Genomic DNA, 24575 nt, shown 5'->3' on the forward strand with positions numbered 1-24575 from the left:
GGCCGTCAGCCATGCACGCGTTCCACCGCGCACCCCTCGTCCGCACCGCCCGCACCTCCCGCCCGCACGCCGTCCGGCGCCTCGCGGGTGCGGCCGCCGCCGCCCTCGTCGTCCTCTCCCTCACCGGGTGCCAGGACGACACGGGCTTCAAGGACGGGGGAGAGGCAGCCGTTTCGAGCCCGGCCCCGGAGGCTGCTCCCCCGGCCGCCTCGACTCCGGCCTCGACTCCGGCCGCCTCGACCCCGGCAGCGGCACCCAAGGGCTCGCCGACCGCCGCGGCTCCCTCCGCCCCGACGAACGCGGGGGACCAGCAGCGCGTCCCGTGCAACGGTGCGAACACCGGCGTCACGGTGCAGCCGGTCTCCCGGCCGCTCAACCACATGCTGATCACGGTGAAGAACACCGGCTCGAAGACCTGCGACCTGACCTACTACCCGGTGCTCCGCTTCGACGAGATGCAGTGGGTGCCGGCCGCGCAGCAGCAGACCCGGCCCCAGGCCGTGGTGTCCCTCGCTCCGGGCGAGTCGGGCTACGCCGCAGCCCTGCTGTCGGCGGCCGACGGCAGCGGTGAGGGCGGGACGACCGGACACCGGCTCACGATCGCCTTCCAGGGCCGGACGCCCCTCAGCGACGGAGGCGCGTCCGCGACCCCGCCCCTCCCGCCGGCCGGTGTCGCCTACGACAGCTCGCTGTCGGTCACGTACTGGCAGCGGAGCAGCGCGGACGCGCTCGGCTCATGAGTCGGTCGGGACGATGCGGCCGTCACGCAGTTCGACGACCCGGTCGGCGAGCTCGATCAGGTTGGGGTCGTGGGTGGCGACGAGGATGGTCACCGACTCGCTGCGCACCACCGCGCGCAGCAGCTCCATGACCGAGCGGCCGGTCTCCGAGTCGAGCTGGCCCGTCGGCTCGTCCGCGATGATCAGGTCCGGGTCGTTGGCCAGGGCGCGGGCCACCGCCACGCGCTGCTGCTGGCCGCCGGAGAGTTCGCCGGGCCGCTGTTCGGCATGGTCCGCGAGCCCGACCAGGGCCAGCAGGGTCCGGGCGCGCTCCTCGCGCTCCTTCGCGGGGACGCGCCGCAGCCGCATCGGAACGCCGACGTTCTCGGCGGCGGTCAGGACGGGTATCAGGCCGAAGGACTGGAAGACGAAGCCGATGCGGTCGCGGCGCAGGGCGAGCAGTCCCGGCTCGTCGAGGTCCGCCAGGTCGGTGCCGTCGAGGGCGATCCGGCCGCCGGTCGGGGAGTCGAGGCCGCCGACGAGGTTCAGCAGGGTGGTCTTGCCGGAGCCCGACCGGCCCCGGAGCGCGGTGAGTTCGCCGCGGCGGACCTCGAAGGACACGCCGCGCAGGGCGTGGACGGCCTGCGGTCCGCTGCCGAAGCTGTGGTGCACGTCGTCGACGACCACGATCGGGGAGCCGTCGCGCTCCCGCCCTGCCCGCGTCGCGACCGTCGCCGGTGCCTGCTGATCCCTCATCGCGTCTGTTCCCCCGTCGCGTTGTCGACGCAGGGCGCCCGGCCCCGCGTCCCGCACCCTCTGCGGTTGTAGCTTCCTGACCGCATTTGCGCATCCGTCGCACCAATCACGCAAGCCCCTTCCCTCCACCGATCACATCTGACAGCATCGTCCGCTATCCGGTACTTCGGGTCCGGACGGGGGAGGAATTCAACACGTGCTCGGCTTCGTCGTGCGCCGACTGCGCGGGCGATGGCCGCTCGCCGTCGCCGTGCTGCTCACCGTACTGATCACCGCGACCACACTGACCGCGCTGACGGCATTCACCCGTGGCGTGGGCGAAGAAGGGCTCCGGCGGGCCCTGACCGGGACGGCACAACCCCGGACCACCGTCGTCATCACCAGCGGCCGTCCCGCCGACTCCCGCGCCAAGGACGACGCGTCCGTACGGGCCTTCGCGGACGAGGTGTTCGGGCGGCTCCCGGTGGCCACCGAGAGCGTGGCGCGCAGCCGCTCGTACGGACTGCCCGGTGTCGCCGCCTCCGGCCGCGACGCCGACCTGACCCTGCTCGCCGCCCTCGGCAAGGACCACGTACGGCTGCTCGCCGGCGAGTGGCCGGCGCCCGTCACCGCACCCCCGGGCGCCGGCGCCCCGCCGGCGCCGACCCAGGTGGCCGTGCCGCGCGCGGCGCTCGCCCGGCTCGGCCTGGCCGAGTCCGCGCTGCCCGCACCGGTCCGGCTGGACGACCGGTTCGGCGGAGCGCCGCTGACCGTGCTCGTCACCGGCGTGTACCGGGCCACCGACCCGGACGCCGCCTACTGGCGGCTCGACCCCCTCGGCGGCCGCGAGGTCCAGGCCGACACCTTCGCCATCTACGGCCCGCTCCTGGTGGACGACAGCGCCTTCACCACCGGCGGCCTCCTACAGAACCACCGCCTCACGCTGCTCACCCCGGACCTGTCCACGGTCCGCAGCGCCGAGGCCGAGGCCGTCCGGACCGCGATCGACCCCGCGAGCGCCGCCCTCGAACGCGCCGGCTCGCTGCGGGCGGCCACCGAACTACCCAAACTCCTGGCCGAGTTGAGCGCCGGTACGGTCGTCGCCCGCTCCACCCTGCTGATGGGCGCGCTCCAGCTCGCCGTCCTGTCGACCGCCGCACTGCTCCTCGTCTCCCACATCCTGACCGTCCGCCAGGAACCGGAACGGGTCCTGCTCACCGCGCGCGGCGCCTCCCGCCGCCGCCTCGGCGCGCTCACCGCAGCCGAATCCCTGCTCCTCGCCCTGCCCGCGGCCGTCCTGGCCCCCCTGCTCACGCCGCCCCTGCTGCGCCTGTTCGGCCGGTTCGGACCGCTCGGGCGGGTCCACCTGGAGATCCCGGACACCTGGCTGGTCTGGCCGGTCGCGGGCGGCTGCGCCCTGGCCTGCGTCCTGCTGACGACCCTGCCCTCCGTCCTGCGCGGGGCCTCCGCCGCCGTACTGCGCCGCGTGGGCAGCCGCCAGGCTCTGGTGACGGGCGCCGCCCGTTCCGGCCTCGACCTGGCCGTCGTCGTCCTCGCCGTCCTCGGCTACCAGCAACTCGCGCAGTACGGCGGTACGGACGCCCCCGCGTCCGGCGCCTCCGCCAGCACCGGGCTCGGTGTCGACCCGGTCCTGGTCGCCGCTCCCGCCCTGGCCCTGTGCGGGGGCACGCTGCTGGTCCTGCGCCTGCTGCCGTTCGCCGCGCGGGCCGGGGGACGGCTGGCGGCGCGCGGCCGGAGCCTGGGCCCCGCCCTGTTCGGCTGGCAGCTCGCCCGACGACCCGGCCGGGCCACCGGGCCCGTGCTGCTGCTCGTACTCGCCGTCGCCAGCGGGATCCTGGCGCTCGGTCAGCACACCGGCTGGTCCGCCTCCCAGCGCGACCAGGCCGACTTCGCCACCGCGGGCGGCCTGCGGATCTCCGGCAGCAGCATGTCCCCGATGGGGCAGGGCGGACGCTACGCGGCCCTGCCCGGCGGCGACCGCCTCATTCCGGTGGTCCGCCGGGAGCAGAAGCTGCCGGACGGGAGCCCCGCCGACCTCGTCGCCCTGGACGCCGCCAAGACGGGCGAACGCGTGCCGCTGCGCGCGGACCTGCGCGGCGGGCACACCATGGACCAGCTGTTCACCCCGCTCGCCACCGGTGACCCGGGCGCCGCGGCCGCCCCCGCGGGCCCCGGTGTCGCCCTGCCCGGCTCCCCGCGCCGGATCGACCTCGACGTGTCGGTCCGGTCCTCCAGGATCAGCTGGGCCGCCGTGAGCCTGCTGCTGCGCGACCGGTTCGGAGCGACGTACGGAACGCCCTCGGTCACCCTGCCCGAGGGCGGCGACGTCACCCTCCCCTTCCTCCTCGACGCGCTGACCGGCGCCCCGGTCGGATCGGCGGCCACCCCGCTGACCCTGGCGGGGATACGCCTCTCGTACGCCGGGGACGGCGACGCCCCGGGCGACGGCAGCGAGCTGACCCTGCGCCGGATCGCCGTCTCCGACACCGCGGACGGCGCCGCCACCGGCGTCGCCGCACCCGCGGACGCCGCCGGCTGGCGGACCTCGCTCCCGCAGGGGACGAGCGCCAAGAGGGCCCCCGAGCCGGTCCCGGTCCCGGCCGGCTCCACGGACCTGCTGCGACTGCGCTACTGGGGCGGCTTCAGCACCCTGCAGGGCGTGAACACCGTGGTGTTCCCGGCGCCCGGCGCGCCGGCCCCCACCGCCGTCCCCGCGGTCGCCACCACCGACTACCTGCGGTCCCTGGGCGCTGCCGTGGGCGATACGGTCCCCGTCACGTTGGACGGCGCCAGCGTCCAGATGCGGATCACCGCCTCCGTGGACTCCCTGCCCGTGGCCGGCCGCTCGGCGCTCGCCGTCGACCTTCAGGTGCTCGGCCGGTTCCTGGTGGAGTCCGTCGGCCAGCAGCCGCCCACGCCCACCGAGTGGTGGCTCCCCGCCGGCTCGGCCGCCGACCCGGTCCCGGCCCGCGCGGCGGACAAGCTGCGCGAAGGCGCCCGGATCGAACGCGTCCAACTGCGCGAGGAGATCACCGAGCAGCTGCTGGACGACCCGCTCAGCGCCGGCCCGCAGAGCGCCCTGGCCGCCCTCGCCGCCGCCTGCGCGGTCCTGGCGGCCATCGGATTCGCGACCTCCACCGCCGCCGAACGACGCGTGCGCGGACGGGAGTTCTCGGTCCTGCTCGCACTCGGCACCCCGCGCCGCTCGCTGGCCCTCGCGTCCGCCGCCGAGGGCGGGGTGCTGATCGCCATCGGGTCCGCGGTCGGGACCGGACTGGGCATCGCCCTCGTCCATCTGATGGCGCCCCTGGTCGTGCTGACACCCGCTGCCGGGCGGCCGTTCCCGCCCGTACGAGTGGACATGCCGTTCTGGCAGACCGTGCTGACGGTCGCCGCCATCGCAGCCGTTCCCCTGCTGTCGGCCGCGCTCAGCGGCCCCCGGGGCCGCGACATCGCCGCCCGGCTGCGTCCCGTGGAGGAGATGTGACCACCCCGCCGTCCGCCACCCCGGCGTCGTCCGCCCGGCTGACCGCCCCTTCGCCCGAGCCCACCGCCCCGCGACCCGCGCCCTGGATCAGGACCCGGCTGCGGGCGGCGCCCCTGAGCACCCTGCTCGGCGCCGCACTGGCCTTCGTCGCCGTCCTGCTGGCCGCCGCGCTGCCCCGGGCCCAGGACCGGGGCGCCGACCAGGCCCTGCGGTCCTTCCTGGAACACAGCGCGGCCGGCAACGCCAGCCTGCAGGTGACCGCGCCCTCCCCGGACAGCGGGCAGAGCGCCCAGGCCCTGGACGCCACGCTGGAGAAACTGCTCGCGCCGACCGGATCCACCTTCCGCGTGGACGCGGAGTCGACGGTCCACGGCGCGCGCACCACCAAGCGGCAGCTGCTGCTGAACCCGGAACTCTCCCGCCCCTCCGGCTATCCGCCCAGCATGAACCTCCTGCACGTCCGCGAGGCAGAGGCCCATGTGAAGCTCGCGGAAGGGCACTGGCCGAGCAGCACACCCACGGCCCCCGCGAAGCCCGCCCCCGGGGAGATGGCGCCCCTACAGGTCGTCCTCTCGCAGAAGGCCGCCGCGACCCTCGGCGCCCGCCTCGGATCCGTCCTGACGAGCGAGACCAGAGTCGACGGCACACCGTCCGTCGAGGTCGTCGGTCTCTACACGGTCCTCGACGAGAGCGACGACTTCTGGACGGACAACCTGGGGTGCCTCGCCCGCGCCTGCGAGCACTACTACGGCGAGAGCCTCGCCTGGGACGTCGACGCCTTCGTCGGCACCGGGGACCTCGACCGGATGAGCACCTGGAGCCGTACCGCCGAGGACTTCTGGCGGCTGCCGGTGGACATCGGCCACCTGCGGGCCGACCGGCTCGACGCCACGAGGAAGGACATCGCCTCGTACCTTGCCGGGCCCACCGCCGCCACCCTCGCCCGGGAGACCGGCCGCCCCCGGCTGCACACCACCTCGTGGCTGCCCGAGCGGTTCGAAGAAGCCCGCGTACGCACCCAGGCCGCGGCGCCGCTCGCCGCGATCGGACCCGCCGGGGTCGGCGGCGTCGCCTTCGTCGTCCTGTGCCTGGCCGGAGCACTCGCGGCCGACCGCCGCGACGCCGAACTGCGGCTGCTGCTCGCGCGCGGCGGCTCGCGCACCGCCATCGTCGGCCGGCTCCTCGGCGAGGGCGCCGTCACCGTGCTCCCGGCGGCCGCGGCCGCCACCGCGCTCGCCGTCCTGCTGCTGCCCACCCCCCGGCTCGCACCCACACTGCTCTCGGCCGCGGCCGTCGCCCTGCTCGCACTGCTGGCCTTCCCCGTACGGGCAGCCGTACTGCTGACCCCGGCCCGCCCGGCCGGGAAGTGGCGCAGGCCCGTGGCCGAACTGCTCGTGCTCATCGCCACCGCCGCCGCCGTGGTGGAGGTCCGCCGCCGCGGGGTCGCCCCGCCCGGCAGCGACCTCGACCCGCTGCTGATCGCGGCCCCGCTGCTGCTCGCCCTGTGCGGGGGCCTGCTGCTGGCCCGGCTCCAGCCGGTGGTCACCGGATGGCTCGCCCGGGCGGCCGGCCGCGGCTCCGGACTGGTCGGCTTCCTGGGACTCGCGCGAGCCGCCCGCGGCCCGGCGACGACCGGCACGCAGGCCCGCGGCCGCACCGGCCCCTCCGTCCTGCCCATGGTCGCGCTGCTCGTCGCCATCACCACCGGGGGATTCGGCGCCGCCGTCCTGCAGTCGGTGGACTCGTCCCGGCTGGGAGTGGCCCGGCTGACCGTCGGGGGCGACGCGGCGATCTCCGCGCATGGGAAGTCCCCCCTTCCGGAAGGGCTCGCGAAGGCCGCCGGCGAACTGCCGGGCGTACGGACGTCCGTGCCGCTGTGGATCGACCACGACTCCGCCCTGCTCGGCACCACCGTGAGGTCCAGCCAGGTCACCGTGATCGTGGCCGAGCCGGCCGCGTACGCGGAGCTGTCCCGGGTCCTCGGCTGCGGCTCCTTCGAGCCCTCCCTGCTGGCCACCGGCGGTGCACAGCCCGCCGATGCCCCGGTGCCCGCGCTGTTCAGCTCGGGGCTGGCCGCGCAGGCCCGGCAGGGCGGCACGTACACGGTGCAGCCCGGCGACGGCAAGGAGCTGAAGGTACGGGTCGCGGGCACGGTCGACTGCACCCCGGCCCATCCGGCGCGGGACGCCGCGACCGTCGTCGTGCCGGCGGGCGCCGCAACCGCCCTCATGAGCGGCGCCGACCACCCGAACCGGTGGCTCGGACTCGGTGACATAGACGGTGACCGGCTGCGCGAGCTGGTCCGCTCCAAGCTCCCGGCGCCGTCCGCGACGCCCGCCCCGGCCCCGATCCCGGGTTCCGGTTCTTCCGCGGGCCCGGCCCCGCTCGACGAGGTGTACCCCGTACACACCAGCGCCGAGGCCGTCACCGCCCTGGGCGCCGATCCGCTCCAGCACTCGGCGCAGCGCCTCTTCTGGGCCGCCATGGCCGGAGCGGCGGGCTTCGCCCTGCTGGCCGTACTGCTGACGCTGATGCGGACCGTCCCCGAACGCGCGGCGCTGCTGGCCCGGCTGCGCACCATGGGGCTGCGCCGCAGGCAGGGCGTGGCGCTGATCCTCGCCGAAACCCTGCCGCAGACCCTGGCCGCGACGCTGGGCGGGGCCCTGGTGGCGGCGGCCGCCGTGGCCCTGCTGGGCCCGGCCATGGACCTGTCCACGTTGGTCGGCGCGCACGTGCCGAACGGAGTGCAGCTGACGGCAGGGCCCGTACTGACCCAGGCCCTGGGCCTGGCCGCCCTGGTCGCCGCGGCCGTGTGCGTGGAGGCGGCGACATCCGGGCGACGGCAGATCACCACCGAGTTGAGAGCGGGAGACCAGCGTTGAACACCGACCAGCCGACGTACGAGGAGCTGCGCCGCCGGGCGACGGCCGCCGCGGAGCCGCGCACCCCGGCGGCGGACGCCGCGATCGCCTGTGACCGCCTGGTCCGGATCTTCAGCCAGGACGGCATCGAGGTACAGGCCCTCCAGGGACTGGAGCTGACGGTCGAACAGGGCGACCTGATGGCCCTCGTCGGCGCCTCCGGCAGCGGCAAGTCCACCCTCTTGAACATCCTGGCCGGCCTGGACGTCCCCACGGCCGGCAGCGCGGCGGTCGCCGGCTACGACCTGCTGGAACTGTCGGCGCGGGACCGGCTGCGGTACCGGCGCGAGGCGGTCGGGTTCGTCTTCCAGCAGACGGCCCGCAACCTGTTGCCGTTCCTGACGGCCGCCCAGAACGTCGCCCTGCCCATGCAGTTGAAGGGAGACGGCCCCCGCCGCGGCGCGGGCGCACGTCGCGCGGCCAGGGTCGGGGAGGTCCTGGAGGCCCTCGGGATCGGCGACCTGGCGCACCGGCGCCCGGCGGAACTGTCCGGCGGCCAGCAGCAGCGCGTCGCGATCGCCGTGGCGATGGCGAACGACCCCAAGGTGCTGCTCGCCGACGAACCCACGGGCGAACTGGACTCGGAGACGGCCGCGGCGGTCTTCGAGACCTTCCGGACCGTGAACAAGGAGCTCGGCGTCACGGTGGTGATCGTGACGCACGACCCGATGGTGGCGGGCGAGGTCCGCCGCACCGTGGCGATCCGCGACGGCCGCACCAGCAGCGAGGTCCTGCGCCGCCTGGTCACCGACGAGCACGGCGAGGAATCCATCAGCGAACGCGAGTACGTCGTCCTCGACCGCTCCGGGCGCGTCCAGCTCCCCCCGAAGTTCCTGGAGGCCCTGGGCATGGAACACCGCGTGGCGGTCGACCTGGCCCCGGACCACATCGAACTGCGCCCGGACGGCGCCCACTAGGGACCCTCCGGTTCGGGCACGGCCGCGAACGTGCTGGCCCGGCGCCGATGCGGTTCCTCTGCCGTCCTGCTGCCCTGCCGCCTTGCCGCCCTGCCGTACGTGGAGCCGGACTCCGGGAAGGCGCTGGTGCGCCTGCGGGACATCGACCTGATCGGGGGGCCAGCGCCACACACGGTGATCACCCGTGCGCTGCCGGCCGGTCCCTGGGACCGGACACCGCTGGAGGGCATCGGGCCGGCGGCTCGGCACGGCCGGTATCCCTCAGAGCCGGGGACACCGTGGTGAGCGAGGCCTGGTTCTGCAAGGCGGGATGGGAGGACCACGGCTGACCTGGGGGACGGACGGACCGCATCGCTGCGAGCCGCGTCGTGGTCTCAGCCGCATCCCCGCGTACCGGGTTGAGCACGCTGGGGGGTGTCCGATCTCCCTGAAGGCGGGCTTAAGGGCGCCATTCCTGGCGATATGCGGGATGCCCGGCGTACGACTGGGCGAGGACTCGGATCGCGTATCCGAGGCCGGCCGCACGGGGGTCGGCGGGATCCATGGCCCGGTACTCGTGGGCCAACTGCTCGGTCAGGTCGAGCATCGGCAGATGGCTGTCGAGAAGGGCCTCGCCGCCCATCGTTTCGGACACGTAGGCGTAGGCATGGTTGTCGTCATTGATGCGCGCTATGAGGAACGTCAGAAGGTCGTCCATGTGCTCATCTTCCAGCGCCACTTTCCCGCCTGCGCGGGGAGGGGCTCACCTGCGCCCTCGTCGCATCGATCGCTCCCGTCGTTCGTTCGTCTGACACGTTGAGAGTCCCACTTCCTGTGACTCGGCGTCATCACTCTTCGGAGCGGTCCGCGGTCTCATACCTGGGAGCCACCCGGACCGGATCCGGGCTCCCACACGGGGCGCAGCCGCTCGGCGGCAGCGGGCGCCTGGGCGAGGCCGGCTCGGTGGGCCGCTGCCCAGTTCGCCCGGTCGTCCAGGTCGGGCCCGAACGCCCGTACCGCTTCCGCATCGGGAACGATGGTCACCAGGGTCCGCGCCCCGACGACCGTCGGCCGCCGGTCGAGCGGCTCACGCGGTGACAGGTGCGCCAGGGGCTCGATGATGACGACGGCACGGGCTCCAGGCCGGGGAGGACGGCAGGGCCGGCGGCCTCGGCGGGGGTCCATCCGTCGGGCCGCAGGGCCTCGTCCCACACGACGACGTGCCGGCCCCGTCGCTCTCGGTCGACCCGTCGGCCGGTGAGAGCCGCGTCACTGCCGGGGCCTGTGGATGGCGGTCGGTGCCGGTCGGCCGAGGTGTGGAATGCGCCACTTGTGGGGGTCGGTGGTGAAGGGGCCGGTGCGCTCGACGGCCCCGCCGATCCCCGACAACCTGCAGGTGGCCAGCACATACATCGGTTTCGGCCGGTTTTCCTAGTCAACTACGCATGGACTACCAAAAGGGACAAAATGCACTTTTCTGTCACAACTCCCTTTGTGGTCATATGGGACTTGATGGTGTGTCAGTCCCGAACGGCCGGGCCATAATCGGCCCCGGTCGTCTCCGGAAGCAGTGGAGCCATCGGGACACCGATCGACTTCCCAGGCGGATCGCCGCACCGGACCGACCCCCAAGGCGCTGTACATGTCCCTGGCCCGCCGCACCCGACTCGCGGCCCTGCTCGCCGCGTTCTCCGTCGGCACCGCCGGTGTGACGGCCTGGGCCTATGGAAACGGGACCGAGCTCCCGCAGGCCGCCCCCGAGGCGGTGGTCACCCCGAGCGTGACCGAGGGCGCCACCCTCCAGGTCGTCGCGCACCCCGACGACGACCTCTTCTTCATGAACCCCGACCTCAGCCGCTCCATATCGACGGGCATCAAGGTCACCACCGTCTACCTGACCTCCGGCGAGTCCGACGGCAGGAACGAGGCCCACAGCCCGCACCTGCAGGACGCCGCCGGCCCCGCCGACCGCGCCGCCTACGCGGAGGCCCGGCAGAACGGCATACGCGCCGCCTACGCGCAGATGGCCACCGGCGACCGCGCCAGCGCCTGGCAGCGCAAGTCCGTACCCACCGCCGGTGGCGGCAGCGCCGAAGTGGACGTCCTGGTCGCCCGGCCCCAGGTCAACCTCGTGTGGATGGAGCTGCGCGAAGCCCGCAGCATCTCCGGGGACAACCCGGAGAGCCTCCGTGGCCTGTGGGACGGCCGGACCCCCGCCCTGGGCGCCCAGCTGACCTCCGGGACCCCGGTCAAGGACTGGTTCTCCTACACCAAGGACCAGACCGTGGCCGCCATCGCGGGCGTGTTCGAGACGTACCGGCCGACGACGATACGCACGCAGGACCCGACCCCCGGCCGGGCGGAGGGCGGCGGCGCCTTCCTCGACCACCAGGACCACATGTACGGCGCCCGCTTCGTGCAGGCCGCCGTCGAGCGCTACGCCAAGACCACGGCCCGGCCGCACTTCTCGGTCCAGAACTACGTGAGCTACCCGAACAGCTCGCTGCCCCCGACGCTCGACCCGCAGACGGCCGAGGAGAAGCTCGGCTACCTGAAGACCTACGCCTGGACCGACCACCAGGACTGGTGCGGCAGCCCCGCCGGATGCGGCGACCGCAAGACCGCGACCCGGCCCACCGGCGCCGGCTGGAGCCAGACCATCCGCTACAGCCGCGGCGACGGCACCTCCTGGATGACCGAGGGCGTCTCCGGACGGCTGTGGGCCTTCGCCGCGCTGGACGGCCGTATGGCGTACTGGTCGCGCAGCGGCCCGCAGGCCCTCTGGCAGGGCCCCGAGTTCCTGCCCGGCGACGGCATCGACTCCGGGGCCGCGGCCGTCCGCCTCTGGGACGGCCGGATCGGCGTGTTCGCCACCCGCACCACCCTGGGCGCGACGCCCGAGGAGTACGGCCGGGAGGTCGTCTACGCCGTCCAGAGCGAGGTCGACGGCGGATTCGGCCCGTGGCGGTCGCTGGGCACCCCGGACGCCGTGGACAGGTCCGGCACCTCGGCCATCAGCGGCCCGTCCGTCGCCGTGGACCCCGAGGGACGGATGACGGTCTACGTCCGCGACTCCCGCCGGACGCTGCGCGCCCGCGCCCAGGAGACCCCGGGCGGCGACTTCGGCGGGTGGCAGGCCCTGGGCGGCGCCGGCCTCCAGGGCGATCCGGTCACCGCGACCGACGGGTCGGGGCGGCGCCACGTGTACGCGGCCACCGCCGGGTCCGTGCTGGCCTGGGTCCAGCCGGCACCGGGCGCCCCGTTCGCCGGCCCCGTCCCGACCGGGCTGCCCCAGACGACGGGCGCGCTCTCGGTGCGTCCGGAGGGCGACGGCGTCCGCCTGTTCTTCCGCCGGCCCGGCATCGGCACCGTCGCCACGAGCCTGGCCCGCGCGGGCGGTCCCGCACCGGAGTTCTCCCCGGTCGCCGAGGCGGGCGGCCTGGGCGGCTACGGTGCCGTGGGCATCGCCGGCGACCTGCTCGCGGGCCGGGCGGGCGCGGGCACGGTCGGCGTGGCGGCCACCGGCGGTCCGCAGCCCTGGCAGGAGTCCCAGATGCTGTACACGGGCGCCCCCGCCGGCGTGGCCGAGGGGGCCGGTACGGCCGTCGCCGCGGCGCTCGGCCTGGACGCCGACCTGCACGTCATCACGACGGTCCCCTCGGGCGGCGCAACCCTGCCCGGCAGCCGGACCCCCGCCCCGTGGCACCGGGCCGTCCAGCCCTGGACGCTCGCGCAAGCCGGCCGCCCGGGCACGACCGTCGCCGGGGGACAGCCCCCGCGGTGACCTGCGCCGCAGCTCCACCCGCGGCCCCGGCGCCCCCGGCCGCCGGGTGGCAGGGCGGAGGGGCGCGGGCGAGGATGGCAGCCGGACCAGCTCGCGCAGCCGGGGCGGCCGCACTCGGACCAACGGGCGATCGGGGCTTCCATGACCCCTCCTCTCATCTCGTTCCGACGCATGTGCGCAGGACCCGCAACGAGGCGCGCCGTGGCCGCCCTCACCGCCTGCACGGCCCTGGTGGCCGGCTGCGGCGGCGACACAGCGCCCGACTGGGGGTACCCGGAACTCGGGAAGAGCCTGCGATCGCTCAACCGTGATGTCGACGGGGCCTGCGGGCCGACGGAGACCCCGGAGAGCTGCGCGGAGGACCTCGACCGGCTCACGGCGCCGACGGAGCGGGCATTCGCCCAGGTCCTGGAGCACAAACTGCTCGATGTCGGCACCGTGGCGGCGATGAACGAACTGGACCGGGCGCGGGAGCTCCGCGCTGCCGCGGCCGAGGAGGCCCGGTCCCGGCAGGATCCGCACCACCTCCCCCTCGCGCGCGCGGTGGCGGCCGAGAAGCTCGCGTACCAGCGGCTGCTCGACGAGCTGGAGCGGCTGCGCACCGCTCCGCCGCCCGGTGACGGAACGGACCCGGTCTGAAGCGGCCCCGCAGCTCGCAAGGGCCGCAAGGTCGAGGGGCTGAAGGGGCTGAAGGGGCTGAAGGGGCCGAAGGGGCCGAAGGGATGAAAGGGCTACGGGGCCACGTCGCTACTGCCTCCGGGGGTGGGTGGGGTGGGGAGCCCCCCGCCGTCGAGTGCCACCAGCGCGAGGACGACGATCGAGCCCGTCCAGCCCAGCGGTGCGACCGACGAGGGCCTACCCGCCCGGTCCACCTTCTCGGGCAGCTCCCCGAGCGGGTTCCGCTTGGCGAGGACCCAGTCCAGGACCCGGCGGGCCTTCGCCGGCTGCCCGGTGCCCGCCCATGCGAGGGCGAAGAACGAGGTGCTGGGGGTCCAGGCGTTCGCACCCCACGGCGCGGTCGGATCGTTCCCGGGGGTGAGCCCCCCGTTGGGCAGCAGCAGCGCCTTGTACGTGGTGTCCAGCGCCCGGGGCAGGTCGGCCGGGGCCGTGTTGAAGGGGGGTGCCATGAAGGCCACCGCGCTGTCCTGCCCGTGCTGTCCGTCGACGGTGCGCTGATAGCCGAGCGGGGCGAACGTCCGGGAGATCCCGGCGGAGAGCCGCCCGGCGGCGCCGGACCAGCGGGCCGCGTCCCCCGGCCGGTCCAGCGCGTCGGCGAGGTCCGCGGCGGCGCGGAGTCCGGCGAGCAGGGGTGCGGCCGTACCGATGTTCGTGGTGGTCGTCATCACCTCCCAGTAGTCCGGGGAGGCCGGAGGCAGCCCGCCCGGCCCGAGGGAGGCCGCCGAGCGGTCGGCGGCCTTGCGGATCATCGGGTAGAGGGCGGTCAGCCGGGCGCGGCGAGTGGCCGCAGGCGCCGTCCGGTACCACTGCCAGGTGGCCCAGGGGACCCAGCCGTTGGCGTCGAGCTGCCACCGCCTGCTGTCCGGCGGGCCGGATCCGTCGAGTTCCGTCCGCGCGTCCCACGTGCCGTCCTTGCGCTGGGTCGCGGCGCTATAGCGCAGGATCCGGTAGGCCTCGGCGTCGTGGCCGGTGTGCGCGAACGCGGCGGAGGCGAAGCTGGAGTCGCGCGGCCAGGAGTACATCCAGCCGGGAGTCCAGCCCGCCGCCATGGCCCCGTTCGGCCGCAGCAGGGCGCGCATGGCCAGCAGGGCCCGCTCGGCCGCCGCGCGCTGGGCCGCCGTGCTGCCGGGCACCCGGCCGGCAGCGAGCCAGTCGTGGCTCTCCGCGATCTGTAGTCGTGCCGTCGGGTCCTCCGGGGCCGCCACGACCGATGCCGTCCGGCCGACGGGGAGGTACCTCCACCGGCCGGACAGCAGGCGCAGTACGTGGCTCCGCTCGACGTACCGCGCTCCCCCGGCGACGGCAGGTGTGACGCCTTCGACGGCGGTGGTGTTGGCGAGGAGGCCGATGGTGGGGGTGACGAGCATCGACAGGGGCGCGTAGCGGCCCTCTGCGTCGCCGTGGCTCTGGTGTCCGAGGGGCCGGACGAAGAACACCGGCCGCTCCTCCTCGGAGGGCCGGCCGGCGGGGCTCCCCACGACGCACACCGGGAGGGCGACGCTCGCGAGGGACGCCACGACGGCCGCCCAGCGGACGAGCAGGGCAGCGGGCATCGCCACTCCTTCTGTCGGGCTTCCGAGCGCGCGGGCCCCCGGGGCACCCATCGTGGGCCGGATGTGCGGAGCCCGCCACGACATGCCCGCCGCCCGGGTGACGGGAGGGGAAGGGCCCGAAGGGGCCGTCCGTCCCCGCCCCCGGCAACGGACGGAGCAACGGACGCGGCAACGGACGGAGCAACGGACGCGGCAACGGACGGAGCAACCGACGCGCGACGGAGTTGCGGCCGCGGCGGGGGAGGAGACGCCGGTGGCGCACGGCAGCAGGCCCGCGGGCCCGGCCCCGGCGGCCCTCCTCTCGGATGCCGGTCTGCGGTGAACCGTGCACATTGGTGTCACCGGAACCGGCAGGCGCACGAGCCGTCGGAAGTCGGTCCGGCCGCACCCCGCTGCGAAGGACTGGTGAATGAGCACTGCTTCGACCGAGGGGAACCGCCGGTTCGTCCGCAGGCTCCTGCCGGTCGCGGGCGGCTCCCTCGTGGCGGCGGCCGGAGCCCTGATCGCCGTCGGCTGCTTCCTCGGCCTCTACCTGCGGCCCACCTCGGACGACTGGTGCGCCGCATGGAAGTCCCGCGATCTGGGCGTCCTCGGCATCACGCACGACTTCTACGCCACCCAGAACGGCCGGATCACCAACGCCTTCCTGAGCGGCATCGTCTACGGCGACGGACTCACAGGGATGAAGATCCTGCCGACCGTCATCGCCGTCGCCTTCACCGTCGGCCTGGTCCTGCTCGGGATCCAGTTCTTCCGGTGCCTCGGCGTGAAACCCCCGGTGCTGCTCCTGGTCGCCGCCTCCCTGGCCGTCCAGGCCGTGATCTACTACGGCGGCACGCGCAGCTATCAAGTCCTGCTGTGGGCACCGGCCACGATCTCCCACACCGTTCCGAGCGTCATCGGAGTGTGGGCGCTGCTGCTGGGCATCTGGACCGTCCGCCAACCCCGGGCCGCCGTGCGCGCGGGCGGCTTCGCCGCGGCGTTCCTCATCGGGTTCGCGATCGGCACCCTGAGCGAGTCGTTCTCCCTCGTCAGCGGACTCCTCGCGGCCTGCGTGGGGCTGCTGGCCGTGCCCCGCCTGAAGCTGGCGCGGACCTGGCACCCGTTCACCTGGTGCCTGCTCTGGTGCTCCGGGGTCGTCTGCGGGCTGATCGTGCTCACCACGTCCCCCGGCGCCCGGTGGCGGCGCGCCCAGCAGCCGGCCAAGGAGTCCATGCTCTCCCCGGGCGAACTCCGGGGCACCTACGAGGACTGGCTCCACATGTGGGACACCGTCACCGGCCAGTGGGCCTACCTCGGAGCCGCCGCCGTCGGCCTCCTGCTGGGCCTGGGGGCCGGGCTCGCGGCGCCCGTGCCCGCGCCCGGGAAACGGGAGTCGGGCCGGGCCGTCCCGCGGAAGATGCTGGTCGCCCTCCTGTTGCTGCCGGTGCTCGTGGTGGTGCTGGGATCGTTCGCCGTGGTGGTGGGGCTGCGCAGCGGCTACGGACCGACCGGGTGGACGTACGCCCGCACCTGGACGAACTACCTCGTACCGATGGAACTGGCGCTGTGCGCCTACGGCGTCCTGCTGGGGGTGTGGGCCCGCCGGTACCTGGCGCGCCGGGGGGCCGCCGCCGTGGCCCTGCCGGCGGGCATCGTGGTCGCGGCCGGACTGGGGCTGGCCTCGCTGGCCGTGCTCGTCCCGAGCGTCAAGCAGCTCACCACGGCCACGGTCACCCGCGCGGTGGCCTGGGACGCCCAGAACTTCCGCATCCGGACCGAAGCCGCGGCCGGTGCCACCGACCTCGGGTACCACCCCTTGCACATCGGGAGCCTGGCCGAACCCTTCTTCACCTCCGCCTACGAGCGGGACTGGGTCGCGGCCTGCGTCTCGAACTGGTACGGCATCGAGCGGATCCACCGCCTCTGAGCACGGTCGTACGGGCTCAGCCGCGCGGCACCGCCCGGGCCAGGAAGTGACCGGCGGCGTCCTCGTACTCCTCCAGGTGCCACCCCGTGGTCCCCAGCGCACGGCGGAGGTTGTCCTCGGCGAGGAGGTCGTCGGGGTCCAGGGAGCGGCCGTGCCGGGCGGCGCGCTCCGCGCGGCCCGACGGGTGGAAGAGCAGCAGGACGCCGTCGGCCGCGCTGACGCGGGCCCATTCGCGCAGGGCGGCGGCCGGGTCCGGGAGGTGGTCGAGCAACCCGCCGAGAAGATGCCGTCCACGGACGCCCCGGCCAGCGGGAGCCGGGTGCAGTCGGCGGCGAGGAGGGATCCGTGGCGGGCGCGGCCGTGCCGGGCGGCGGCGGCCAGCATGGCCGGGGTGAGGTCGACGCCGAGCACCTGGCCGCGGGGTCCGACCTGCGCCCGGAGCGCCGGCATCGCCCGCCCGGTGCCGCAGCCGAGGTCGAGGGCCCGCCCGCCGGGTGCCAGCCGCAACCGGGCGACCGCAGCCTCGTAGGCGGGGGTCTGGTAGGCGAACCGCTCCTCCCAGGCGTCGGCCCGGCGGGTGAAGAAGGCCCGGGTGGCGGTGTGTTCGGCGCGGGCGGCCACGAGGGTGGCGAACCGGCCCAGGAGCTGCTCACCCCAGGGGTCCAGCGGGAGCTCCTGCGGCAGGAACCGGACGCCCCAGGCGCTGGTGCCGATCCGGAACGCCTGCTCCGGGTACCCGTCGCAGGAGGCCAGGACCACGGCGTCGGCGGGCAGTTCCAGGGGGTCGCAAGCCGGCCGGAGGCCCGGAGAGGGCCGGGTGGCCCCGGCGAAGAGCGGATCGGAGCCGGCGGCCCGGGTGAGTTCCACCGGCGGCCGGTCGGGGGCGGTGGCGGGGCGGTCTCCCGGGGCGGCGCCGGCGGCCCGCACCAGCAGTCGGGTTCCCGGTTCCAGGGCCAGTACGGGCACCTCGGCGGCGAGGGCCTCCCGGACCAGGCCGGGATCGGCGGCGCCCAGGACGATCAGGCCCTCCACCCCGGCGAGGTCGGCGCAGGGACCGGCACCGTCGGCGAGCGGGACGGCCCGGGAGGTCAGATCCGCCGCGGCGAGCACCCTGCTCACGGCACTGGGAGCATGCCCGGCCGCGGGCTGCACGACGACCACCGCCATACCTCAGTCCTTACATTCGAGCCGGAGCGGCTGTTCCGGGCTGTATCTGCGCAAGCATGCCCACATCGGGACCGCATGTGCCAGAGGCGCTCCGGTCCGTGACGGTCGGCGGGAACGTAAAGGGGCCCCCGCGTACCGAACACCGCGATCGGCGGGCAGGGGCCTCTTTTGCCGGTGTTCCCCATGGCGGCGAGAGCCGCTCGACCGTCACGGGGCCGGTGCGCGTGTCGTTCGGTCGAGGTCGACCCGGCAGGGCGACTGGACGTGGACACGGAGGCGGACCGAAGCGGCCTGCCTGGAGGCAGTTAATCATCCACGAGGTGAACAAGCCAGAGTGAGTGGCATATACGAGGTGCATCGCTCGATTCTCGTGGTATGTGCCCGTTCTCATGAGCGCTGCCGCTCGGAGCATCGCACCATCACAGGGGTACGAGGGTGATCTCCGTGGCCTTGACGCTGCACCACACCGCGGTGCCGTCGGCGATCGCCAGGTCGGCGGCCGCCTGCGGGGTGATCTCGGCGACGACGTCGGCGGCGGCCCGTGACGTGACGAGGACCCGGAGCCGGCTGCCCGCCGCCGTGATCTCACGGACGGTTCCGGGCCACACGTTGCGCGGGCTGCCGGACGGCTGGTCGCGATGGAGGGAGACGGCCTCGGGCGCGACGATGGCCAGGGCCTCGGAGCCCTCCGCCACGGGTTCCGCCACCACGACGGACCCGCCGGCCACCAGCTTGAGCCCGTCCACCGTGGTCGTCCCCGGCCACGCGTTGCGGCCGAGCATGCGGGCCACCCACGGCGAACGCGGATTGCGCGCCACCTCCGCGGGCGGCGCGTCCTGGAGGGCCCGGCCGTGGGCCAGTACGAGGACCCGGTCCGCCAGGGAGACGGCCTCGACGGGATCGTGGGTGACGATGAGGCAGACCCCGCCGAAGCCGGCCAGGTGGGTGCGCAGGGTGTGCCGGACCCGGGCCCGGGTGGTCTGGTCGAGCGCGGCCAGCGGTTCGTCCAGGAGCAACAGGCGGGGCTGGGCGGCCAGCGCCCGGGCCAGCGCCACCCGTTGGGCCTGGCCGCCGGACAGCTGGGCGGGCTTGCGCTCGGCGAGGTGGCCGACACCGAGCCGGTCGAGCCACAGGCGTGCCCGGGAGCGGGCCTCGGCGCGGCCTGCGCCCTGTGCGCGCAGGCCGTAGGCGGTGTTGCCGAGCGCGGAGAGGTGGGGGAACAGCGCGCCGTCCTGGGGGACCCAGGCCACGCCCCGCCGGTGCGGCGGCAGGGCGGTGACGTCGGTGTCGCCGAGCCGCAGTTCGGCGTGGGCGCGCGGGGTGAGGCCGAGCAGGGCGCGCAGCAGGGTGGTCTTGCCGGCGCCGTTCTCGCCGACCACGGCGATGGTGGTGCCGGGTTCCGCATCGAGGGTGAGCTCGTTGAAGCCCGTGACCTCGGCGTGCAGGGACCAGCGGCCGGCGGGCGCGGACGGGGCGAGTGCGTCCGCGTCCGGCTCGGGCGCCCGGGCGACCGGGTCCTCGGCGGGAGTCGCGTGGTGGGTGTCGCGTACCGCGTGGCCGGAGGTCCAGCGGCCGCGCAGGGCGACCAGGACCGCCATCGCCACGACGAGCAGGAGGAGGGACAACGAGGTCGCGGCCTCGGGGTCGTCCTGGAGCAGCAGGTAGACCTGGAGGGGCAGCGTCTGGGTGACGCCGGGCAGGTTTCCGGCGAAGGTGATCGTGGCCCCGAACTCGCCGAGCGCCCGGGCCCAGGTGAGGGCGGCTCCGGCGATCAGGCCGGGGGCCACCATCGGCAGGGTGACGGTGAAGAAGACCCGCAGCGGGGTGGCGCCGAGGGAGGCCGCGGTCTCCTCGTAGCCCGGACGCAGCCCGCCCAGGGCCCCCTCGAGGCTGATGACGAGGAACGGCATCGCCACGAAGGTGGCCGCCACGACGGCGCCCAAGGTGTGGAAGGGCAGGGTGATGCCGAAGGCGTCGTCCAGGAAGGGGCCCAGCAGACCGCGCCGGCCGAAGCCGAGCAGCAGCGCGACACCGCCCACCGTCGGCGGCAGCACCATCGGCAGCAGCACCAGGGACCGTACGACCGTCTTCCCGCGGAAGTCGATCCGGGCCAGCAGCCAGGCCAGGGGTACGCCCATGACCAGGCTGAGGCCCAGCGCCCAGAAGGAGACGACGAGGGAGAGCCGCAGGGCTTCCAGGGAGCCGGGCGTGGTCAGGTGCGCGCCGAGCTCGCTCCACTGGGTGCGTACGAGGATGCCGACCAGCGGGAGCATCAGGAACGCGATCGCGAGGAGCGCGGGCAGGGCCAGGAGGAGCGGCGGGCGGGGCCCGGCGGTGCGGCGCTCGGTCACGGCTGCTGGAAGCCCGCCTCCTGGAGGATCTTCTGGGCCTCCGGCGAGGACAGCCACTGGACGAAGGCAGCCGAGGCGGCGGCGTTCTTGGCGGCCTTCAACGTGGCGGCCGGGTAGGAGGCGATGGCGTTCTGGTCGGGCGGGATGTCGACCGCGCCGACCTTCCCCTTGGCCGCGGTCGTGTCGGTCTTGTAGACGAGGCCGGCGTCCGCTTCGCCCAGTTCCACCTTGGACAGCACGGCCCGTACGTTCGGCTCCAGCGAGACCGGCTTGACGGTGATGCCCTGCTTGTCGAGGACCTCCTGGCTGTAGCGCCCGGCGGGGACCTCCGGGGCGGCCAGGACGACCTTCAGCTGGGGATCGGACAGGTCCTTCAGGGAGTCGATCTTGTTGGGGTTGCCCGGAGCGGTGGCGATCACGAGCTCGTTCTTCGCGATCACCGTCGGGGTCCCGGTCTCCGCCTTGAGGCCGTCCATCGTCTTGGTGTCCGCGGTGACCAGGGCATCGGCCGGGGCTCCCTGCCTGACCTGTGCGGCCAGTTCCTGCGATCCGGCGAAGGAGAAGGTGACCTTCGTACCCGGGTGCTCCTTCTCGTACTCCGCGCCCATGGTCTTGAACACGTCGGTGAGGGAGGCGGCGGCGAGCACGGTCAGGTTCGCTGCCGGTACGGAGCCCGATGCGGAGGCGGTCGGTGCGGAGGCGGTCGGTGCGGCGGCCGCGGAGAGGCCGGTGCTGCCACCGCCGCAGGCGACCAGGACGGGAACCAGGAGGGCGCCGCCGAGGAGGCCGGCGGCCGCCCGGCGCAGTCGGACGTGCTGGAGGAAGCGCATGGCGGAATGTGTTCTCCTGTCCGGTCATCCGTATCCCACGCACGCACGGCATGAGATAGGGGAACGGTGCTGCATTTGCTGCCAATGGACCATTGGCAGGCAGGCATCTGCAATTCGTCGCCCCCTGCTCGATGAGGTCCAGATTCCGCCAACCGGGTCAGAAGTCCCAGTTCAGGCAGGGGAAAGGCCCATGAAAAAAGAGGACCTCGGGCCTTTCTGGAATTCGCGAGGAGGTTGCGTCCAATCGGTTGGCGAATGATATGGGGGCGCTCCGGACCCCCTCCTCCATCGGGTACGTTCGGCCATGACGCAGGTCACAGAAGTGCTTGCGGTTTCGTTTCCGACCATGTGAGGCGTGTTTTCCATGAGCCTGTCCATCCGCAACCAGATCGCCGGCACCGTCACGGACGTCGCGACCGGTGGCGCCATGGGCTCGGTGAAGGTCTCCGTCGAGGGCGGCGAGTTGACCGCAGCGATCACCAAGGACGCCGTCGAGGCCCTCGGCCTGGCCTCCGGCACCTCCGTCGTCGCCCTGATCAAGTCGACCGAGATCTCCCTCGCCGCCGCCTGATCCCCCCTCCCGCCCGCAGGCGTGCTCGCGAGCTTCACACCCGCGAGACGCGGGAGGTGAGCGGATCGGAGCGCAACCGCAATCCTCCCGGGGGGATCCGGAAACGCCCCGGGTCGACAGTCGTGTTCATGCCTCCGACGACCGCACCCGCCCTCGTACCCGCCCCCGCGCCCGTGCCCACGCCCGACCCCGCTGCGGCCCCGGTCCCCGCCGCCGCGCTCCGGGCCGCGGCACGGCCCCCGGTGGTGTCCTGGGCGCGGGCCCGGGTCCTGGCCCACGGCGCGGCCCGCCCGCTGCCCGCCCGTACGGTGCCCCTGCGCGACGCCGCCGGACTCACCCTGGCCGCCGGCCTGCCCACCCTGCAGCCGCTCCCGGGCTTCGACACGGCCGCGATGGACGGCTATGCGGTGTCCGGCACCGGCCCCTGGCGGGTACGGGCCGCCGTCCGCGCGGGCGCGCCCTGGGCGGGCGTGCTCGGCGCGGCGGAGTGCGTGGAGATCTCCACCGGGGCCGAGGTGCCGGCCGGTACCCGCGCCGTGCTGCCGCTGGAGTCGGCGGTGACCACGGGCGACGGTCGGGTGTCCGGCCCGCTGCCGCCGCCGGGCCGGCACATCCGGCGGACGGGCGAGGACGCCCCCGCGGGCCGCCGTCTCGCCCCCGCCGGCACCGGGATCGGTCCCGCGCTGCTCGGACTCGCCGCCTCGTGCGGCCACGACACCCTGCCGGTGCGGCCGCGCCCCCGGGTCGGCGTACTGGTCACCGGGGACGAGCTGGAGCACGCGGGAGTTCCGGGACCGGGGCGGGTGCGCGATGCCCTCGGACCGCTGCTGCCGGCGCTGGTCGCCGAACTCGGCGGCGAGACCGAAGAGGTGCGGTACGTCCCCGACCGGCCGAGCGGACGGCTCGCCGGGGCCGTGCACGCGGTGCGGGGCGCCGACATCGTCGTGGTCACCGGCTCCACCTCCGTCGGTGTTACCGACCAGCTGCGCCGGCTGCTGGACGATGCCGGGGCGCGGATGGTCGTCGACACGGTCGCCTGCCGGCCGGGCCACCCGATGCTGCTCGCCGAACTGGCCCCGGACCGCTGGGTGGTGGGGCTGCCGGGCAACCCGTACGCCGCCCTGGTCGCCGCCCGCACCCTGCTCGGCCCCCTGATCGCGGGCCTGTCCGGACGTACCCTCGGCCCCCTGCCGTGCGTACCGGTGCACGGGCGGGCGCGGCCCGCCCCAGGACTGACCCGGCTGGTACCGGTCGCCTGGGACGGCGGGCGGGCGAGGATCGCCGACGGGCACCGCGCCGCCTACCTCCAGGGGGCCGCCGTGGGCGACGCGCTCGCCGCGATCCCCCCGGACTGGACGGACGGCGCTCCGGCGCCCCTGGTCCTGACGGCCGCCTGACGGCCGCCTGACGGCCGGCGCGTGGGCCATGAGCTGGGTCTCCACCAGCCCTGGGGGAGGGCTTGCCGGTCGGGCCGGGCTCGCGGTGTCCGGCACCTGATCCGGCCCGACCGCCGTTTCTTCCTACGGGGTCGCGCGCACGATCACGAGCGATCCCTCGTAGGTCGGCCGACTGCGCAGGTGGCCGAATTCCTCGTCCCAGGCGCCGGACTCCAGGTCTGCGCGCAGGGTCCGGTCGAAGTGCTCGCGGACCCGGTCGTCGACGAAGCTCCAGGCCGAACACGCCTGCCGGGCGGCCGGGTCGAGCAGCGTCTCCGGGCGCCCGTAGTAGGCCTCGTTGAACCCGTCGGTGCAGTCCAGGGGGATGGGCACGGTCTGGACGGTGCCGCAGCCGCCCAGGGCCGAGGCCAGTTCCTCGACGGTCGGCAGGCGCAGGGCCTCGGTGTCGAGGACCTCCGGCGCGTACCGGTACAGCCAGAAGTCCCGGACCAGGTCCGGGTCACGGGTCAAGATGACCACCGGCCCTCGGGTCACGCGCCGCATCTCGCGCAGCCCGGCCCGTACGTCGGGCCACTGGTGGACGCCGAACAGGGTCATCGCCGCGTCGAACTCGCCGTCGGCGAAGGGCAGGTCCTCGGCGACGGCACCGACGTCGAGAACGGTCCGGGAGTCGCCGAGGGCCTCGGCGATCAACCGGGCGATGCGCTCGTCCGGGCGGCGGTGGGGGGAACGGTCGGTGGAGAGGGAGCCGATGGCTCCGCCGCCGTACGGGGTCCGTGTGGTCATACGGTGTTGCCTCGCCTTGTGAGCAGGAACGGGGGAGGGGACCCGCACGCCGGCGGTTGTGCCATCGGGTGCGGGTGTTCGTGGGGTCCTACGACCAGAGCCGGAAGCGTTCCCAGCCGTCCCCGGCCCGCTCGTAGCGGAGCCGGGTGTGCACGTGGTTGCGGGCCGCCTGCCAGAATTCGACCTCGGTCGGGGCGAGGGTGTAGAGGGTCCAGTCGGAGTCGACGAGCGAGGGCTCCTGCCGGATCAGTGCCAGGGACTTCTCCAGGGCCTGGTCGCGTTCCGCCGTGTCCGTCAGGTACTGGCTCTGGCGGCCCAGCAGGGATTGGGCGCGCGCCGTGTCCGACCGGCCCAGGAAGTCGGTCGCGTTGTCCTGGGCGGAGCCGGGCGTCACGGGCCCGCGCAGGCGGACCTGACGGCCGTGCTCGGGCCAGTAGAAGGTGAGCGCGGCCCGCGGACGGACGGCCAGCTGGTGTCCCTTGGGGCTGAAACCGTGCCCGGCGAACTGCCATCCGGCGCCGTCCACCCCTTTGAGGACCAGCACGCGGGCGTCCGGGTCGCCGGCCTCGTCGACGGTGGACAGGGTCATCGCGTGCGGATCGCGCAGGCCGTCCGACACGGCGTCGGAGAGCCAGGACAGGAAGAGCCGTACGGGATCGGCCGGAGCCCGCTCCGGTGCGAACGCGGCAAGGGGGCCTGCGAACACCTCGATGCCCCGCAGCCAGCCACGGACGGCGTCGCCGTGATCTCCCTCGCCCATCAGATGACCT

General features: G+C 74.5%; 16 protein-coding genes and 2 pseudogenes. 9 read left to right on the forward strand and 9 right to left on the reverse strand.

Features of this window, described 5'->3' with window-relative positions; all coding sequences use genetic code 11:
- Positions 1-11 precede the first annotated feature (11 nt).
- Positions 12-740: a DUF4232 domain-containing protein gene (locus OG594_RS41075; RefSeq protein ID WP_266607479.1), complete on the forward strand. Its 729-nt coding sequence runs from the start codon at positions 12-14 to the stop codon at positions 738-740.
- Here the strand turns inward: OG594_RS41075 and OG594_RS41080 are convergent.
- The gene (locus OG594_RS41080) at positions 735-1475 is read right to left on the reverse strand and encodes an ABC transporter ATP-binding protein (RefSeq protein ID WP_266607480.1); all 741 of its coding nucleotides are present in this window, start codon (positions 1473-1475) and stop codon (positions 735-737) included. The two genes, OG594_RS41075 and OG594_RS41080, sit on opposite strands and share 6 nt — an antisense overlap.
- A 196-nt stretch (positions 1476-1671) precedes the next feature.
- Between OG594_RS41080 and OG594_RS41085 the strand changes: the two genes are divergently transcribed.
- From OG594_RS41085 to OG594_RS41095, 3 genes are read left to right on the forward strand one after another with little or no spacing between them, the layout of a single operon-like run.
- Positions 1672-4962 carry an ABC transporter permease gene (locus tag OG594_RS41085; RefSeq protein WP_266607481.1) on the forward strand — a complete coding sequence of 1097 codons (3291 nt, stop codon included), beginning with the start codon at positions 1672-1674 and terminating at the stop codon, positions 4960-4962.
- Complete coding sequence (locus tag OG594_RS41090; protein ID WP_266607482.1) at positions 4959-7844, forward strand: hypothetical protein; 2886 nt, start codon at positions 4959-4961, stop codon at positions 7842-7844. The genes OG594_RS41085 and OG594_RS41090 overlap by 4 nt, the downstream gene beginning before the upstream one ends.
- 26 nt (positions 7845-7870) lie before the next feature.
- Positions 7871-8800 (forward strand): ABC transporter ATP-binding protein, encoded by a 930-nt coding sequence (locus OG594_RS41095; RefSeq protein WP_266608828.1) that lies wholly within the window; start codon positions 7871-7873, stop codon positions 8798-8800.
- A 439-nt stretch (positions 8801-9239) separates the two neighbouring features.
- Here the strand turns inward: OG594_RS41095 and OG594_RS41100 are convergent, their stop codons facing one another.
- Together OG594_RS41100 and OG594_RS41105 are read right to left on the reverse strand one after the other, a co-directional pair.
- On the reverse strand, positions 9240-9497 hold the full coding sequence (locus OG594_RS41100; protein ID WP_266607483.1) for a DUF6221 family protein: 258 nt from the start codon (positions 9495-9497) through the stop codon (positions 9240-9242).
- 155 nt (positions 9498-9652) lie between these two features.
- Positions 9653-9823 carry a hypothetical protein gene (locus OG594_RS41105; RefSeq protein ID WP_266607484.1) on the reverse strand — a complete coding sequence of 57 codons (171 nt, stop codon included), beginning with the start codon at positions 9821-9823 and terminating at the stop codon, positions 9653-9655.
- Positions 9824-10421: 598 nt separating this feature from the next.
- On the opposite strand from OG594_RS41105, the gene OG594_RS41110 reads away from it, so the two are divergent.
- A complete protein-coding gene (locus OG594_RS41110) occupies positions 10422-12563 on the forward strand; it encodes a PIG-L family deacetylase (RefSeq protein WP_266607485.1) in 2142 nt (713 codons plus the stop codon).
- A gap of 201 nt (positions 12564-12764) precedes the next feature.
- On the forward strand, positions 12765-13202 hold the full coding sequence (locus tag OG594_RS41115) for a hypothetical protein (protein WP_266607486.1): 438 nt from the start codon (positions 12765-12767) through the stop codon (positions 13200-13202).
- 92 nt (positions 13203-13294) lie between these two features.
- On the opposite strand, the gene OG594_RS41120 is transcribed toward OG594_RS41115, so the two are convergent.
- On the reverse strand, positions 13295-14794 hold the full coding sequence (locus OG594_RS41120) for a hypothetical protein (protein ID WP_266607487.1): 1500 nt from the start codon (positions 14792-14794) through the stop codon (positions 13295-13297).
- A gap of 409 nt (positions 14795-15203) precedes the next feature.
- Between OG594_RS41120 and OG594_RS41125 the strand changes: the two genes are divergently transcribed.
- Complete coding sequence (locus tag OG594_RS41125) at positions 15204-16703, forward strand: DUF6056 family protein (protein ID WP_266607488.1); 1500 nt, start codon at positions 15204-15206, stop codon at positions 16701-16703.
- Between the two features lie 16 nt (positions 16704-16719).
- Here the strand turns inward: OG594_RS41125 and OG594_RS41130 are convergent.
- The 3 genes and pseudogenes from OG594_RS41130 to modA all read right to left on the reverse strand — a co-directional run bounded on the left by OG594_RS41130 (position 16720) and on the right by modA (position 21051).
- Positions 16720-17324: pseudogene (locus OG594_RS41130) on the reverse strand (class I SAM-dependent methyltransferase).
- Positions 17325-18289: 965 nt separating this feature from the next.
- Entirely contained in the window at positions 18290-20221 is a 1932-nt protein-coding gene (locus OG594_RS41135; RefSeq protein WP_266607489.1) for an ABC transporter permease, read from the reverse strand.
- Complete coding sequence (gene modA, locus OG594_RS41140) at positions 20218-21051, reverse strand: molybdate ABC transporter substrate-binding protein (protein WP_266607490.1); 834 nt, start codon at positions 21049-21051, stop codon at positions 20218-20220. The genes OG594_RS41135 and modA overlap by 4 nt, the downstream gene beginning before the upstream one ends.
- Positions 21052-21421: 370 nt before the next feature.
- Between modA and OG594_RS41145 the strand changes: the two are divergent.
- Positions 21422-21622: pseudogene (locus tag OG594_RS41145) on the forward strand (molybdopterin-binding protein); the annotation flags it as partial.
- Positions 21623-21750: 128 nt separating this feature from the next.
- Positions 21751-23019 carry a molybdopterin molybdotransferase MoeA gene (locus tag OG594_RS41150; protein WP_266607491.1) on the forward strand — a complete coding sequence of 423 codons (1269 nt, stop codon included), beginning with the start codon at positions 21751-21753 and terminating at the stop codon, positions 23017-23019.
- Between the two features lie 123 nt (positions 23020-23142).
- On the opposite strand, the gene OG594_RS41155 is transcribed toward OG594_RS41150, so the two are convergent.
- Together OG594_RS41155 and OG594_RS41160 are read right to left on the reverse strand one after the other, a co-directional pair.
- Positions 23143-23805: a class I SAM-dependent methyltransferase gene (locus tag OG594_RS41155; RefSeq protein WP_266607492.1), complete on the reverse strand. Its 663-nt coding sequence runs from the start codon at positions 23803-23805 to the stop codon at positions 23143-23145.
- 88 nt (positions 23806-23893) lie between these two features.
- Positions 23894-24565: a pyridoxal 5'-phosphate synthase gene (locus OG594_RS41160; RefSeq protein WP_266607493.1), complete on the reverse strand. Its 672-nt coding sequence runs from the start codon at positions 24563-24565 to the stop codon at positions 23894-23896.
- Between the last annotated feature and the right edge of the window lie 10 nt (positions 24566-24575).

The organism is Streptomyces sp. NBC_01214, from assembly GCF_026340975.1.
Taxonomy (GTDB): Bacteria; Actinomycetota; Actinomycetes; order Streptomycetales; family Streptomycetaceae; genus Streptomyces.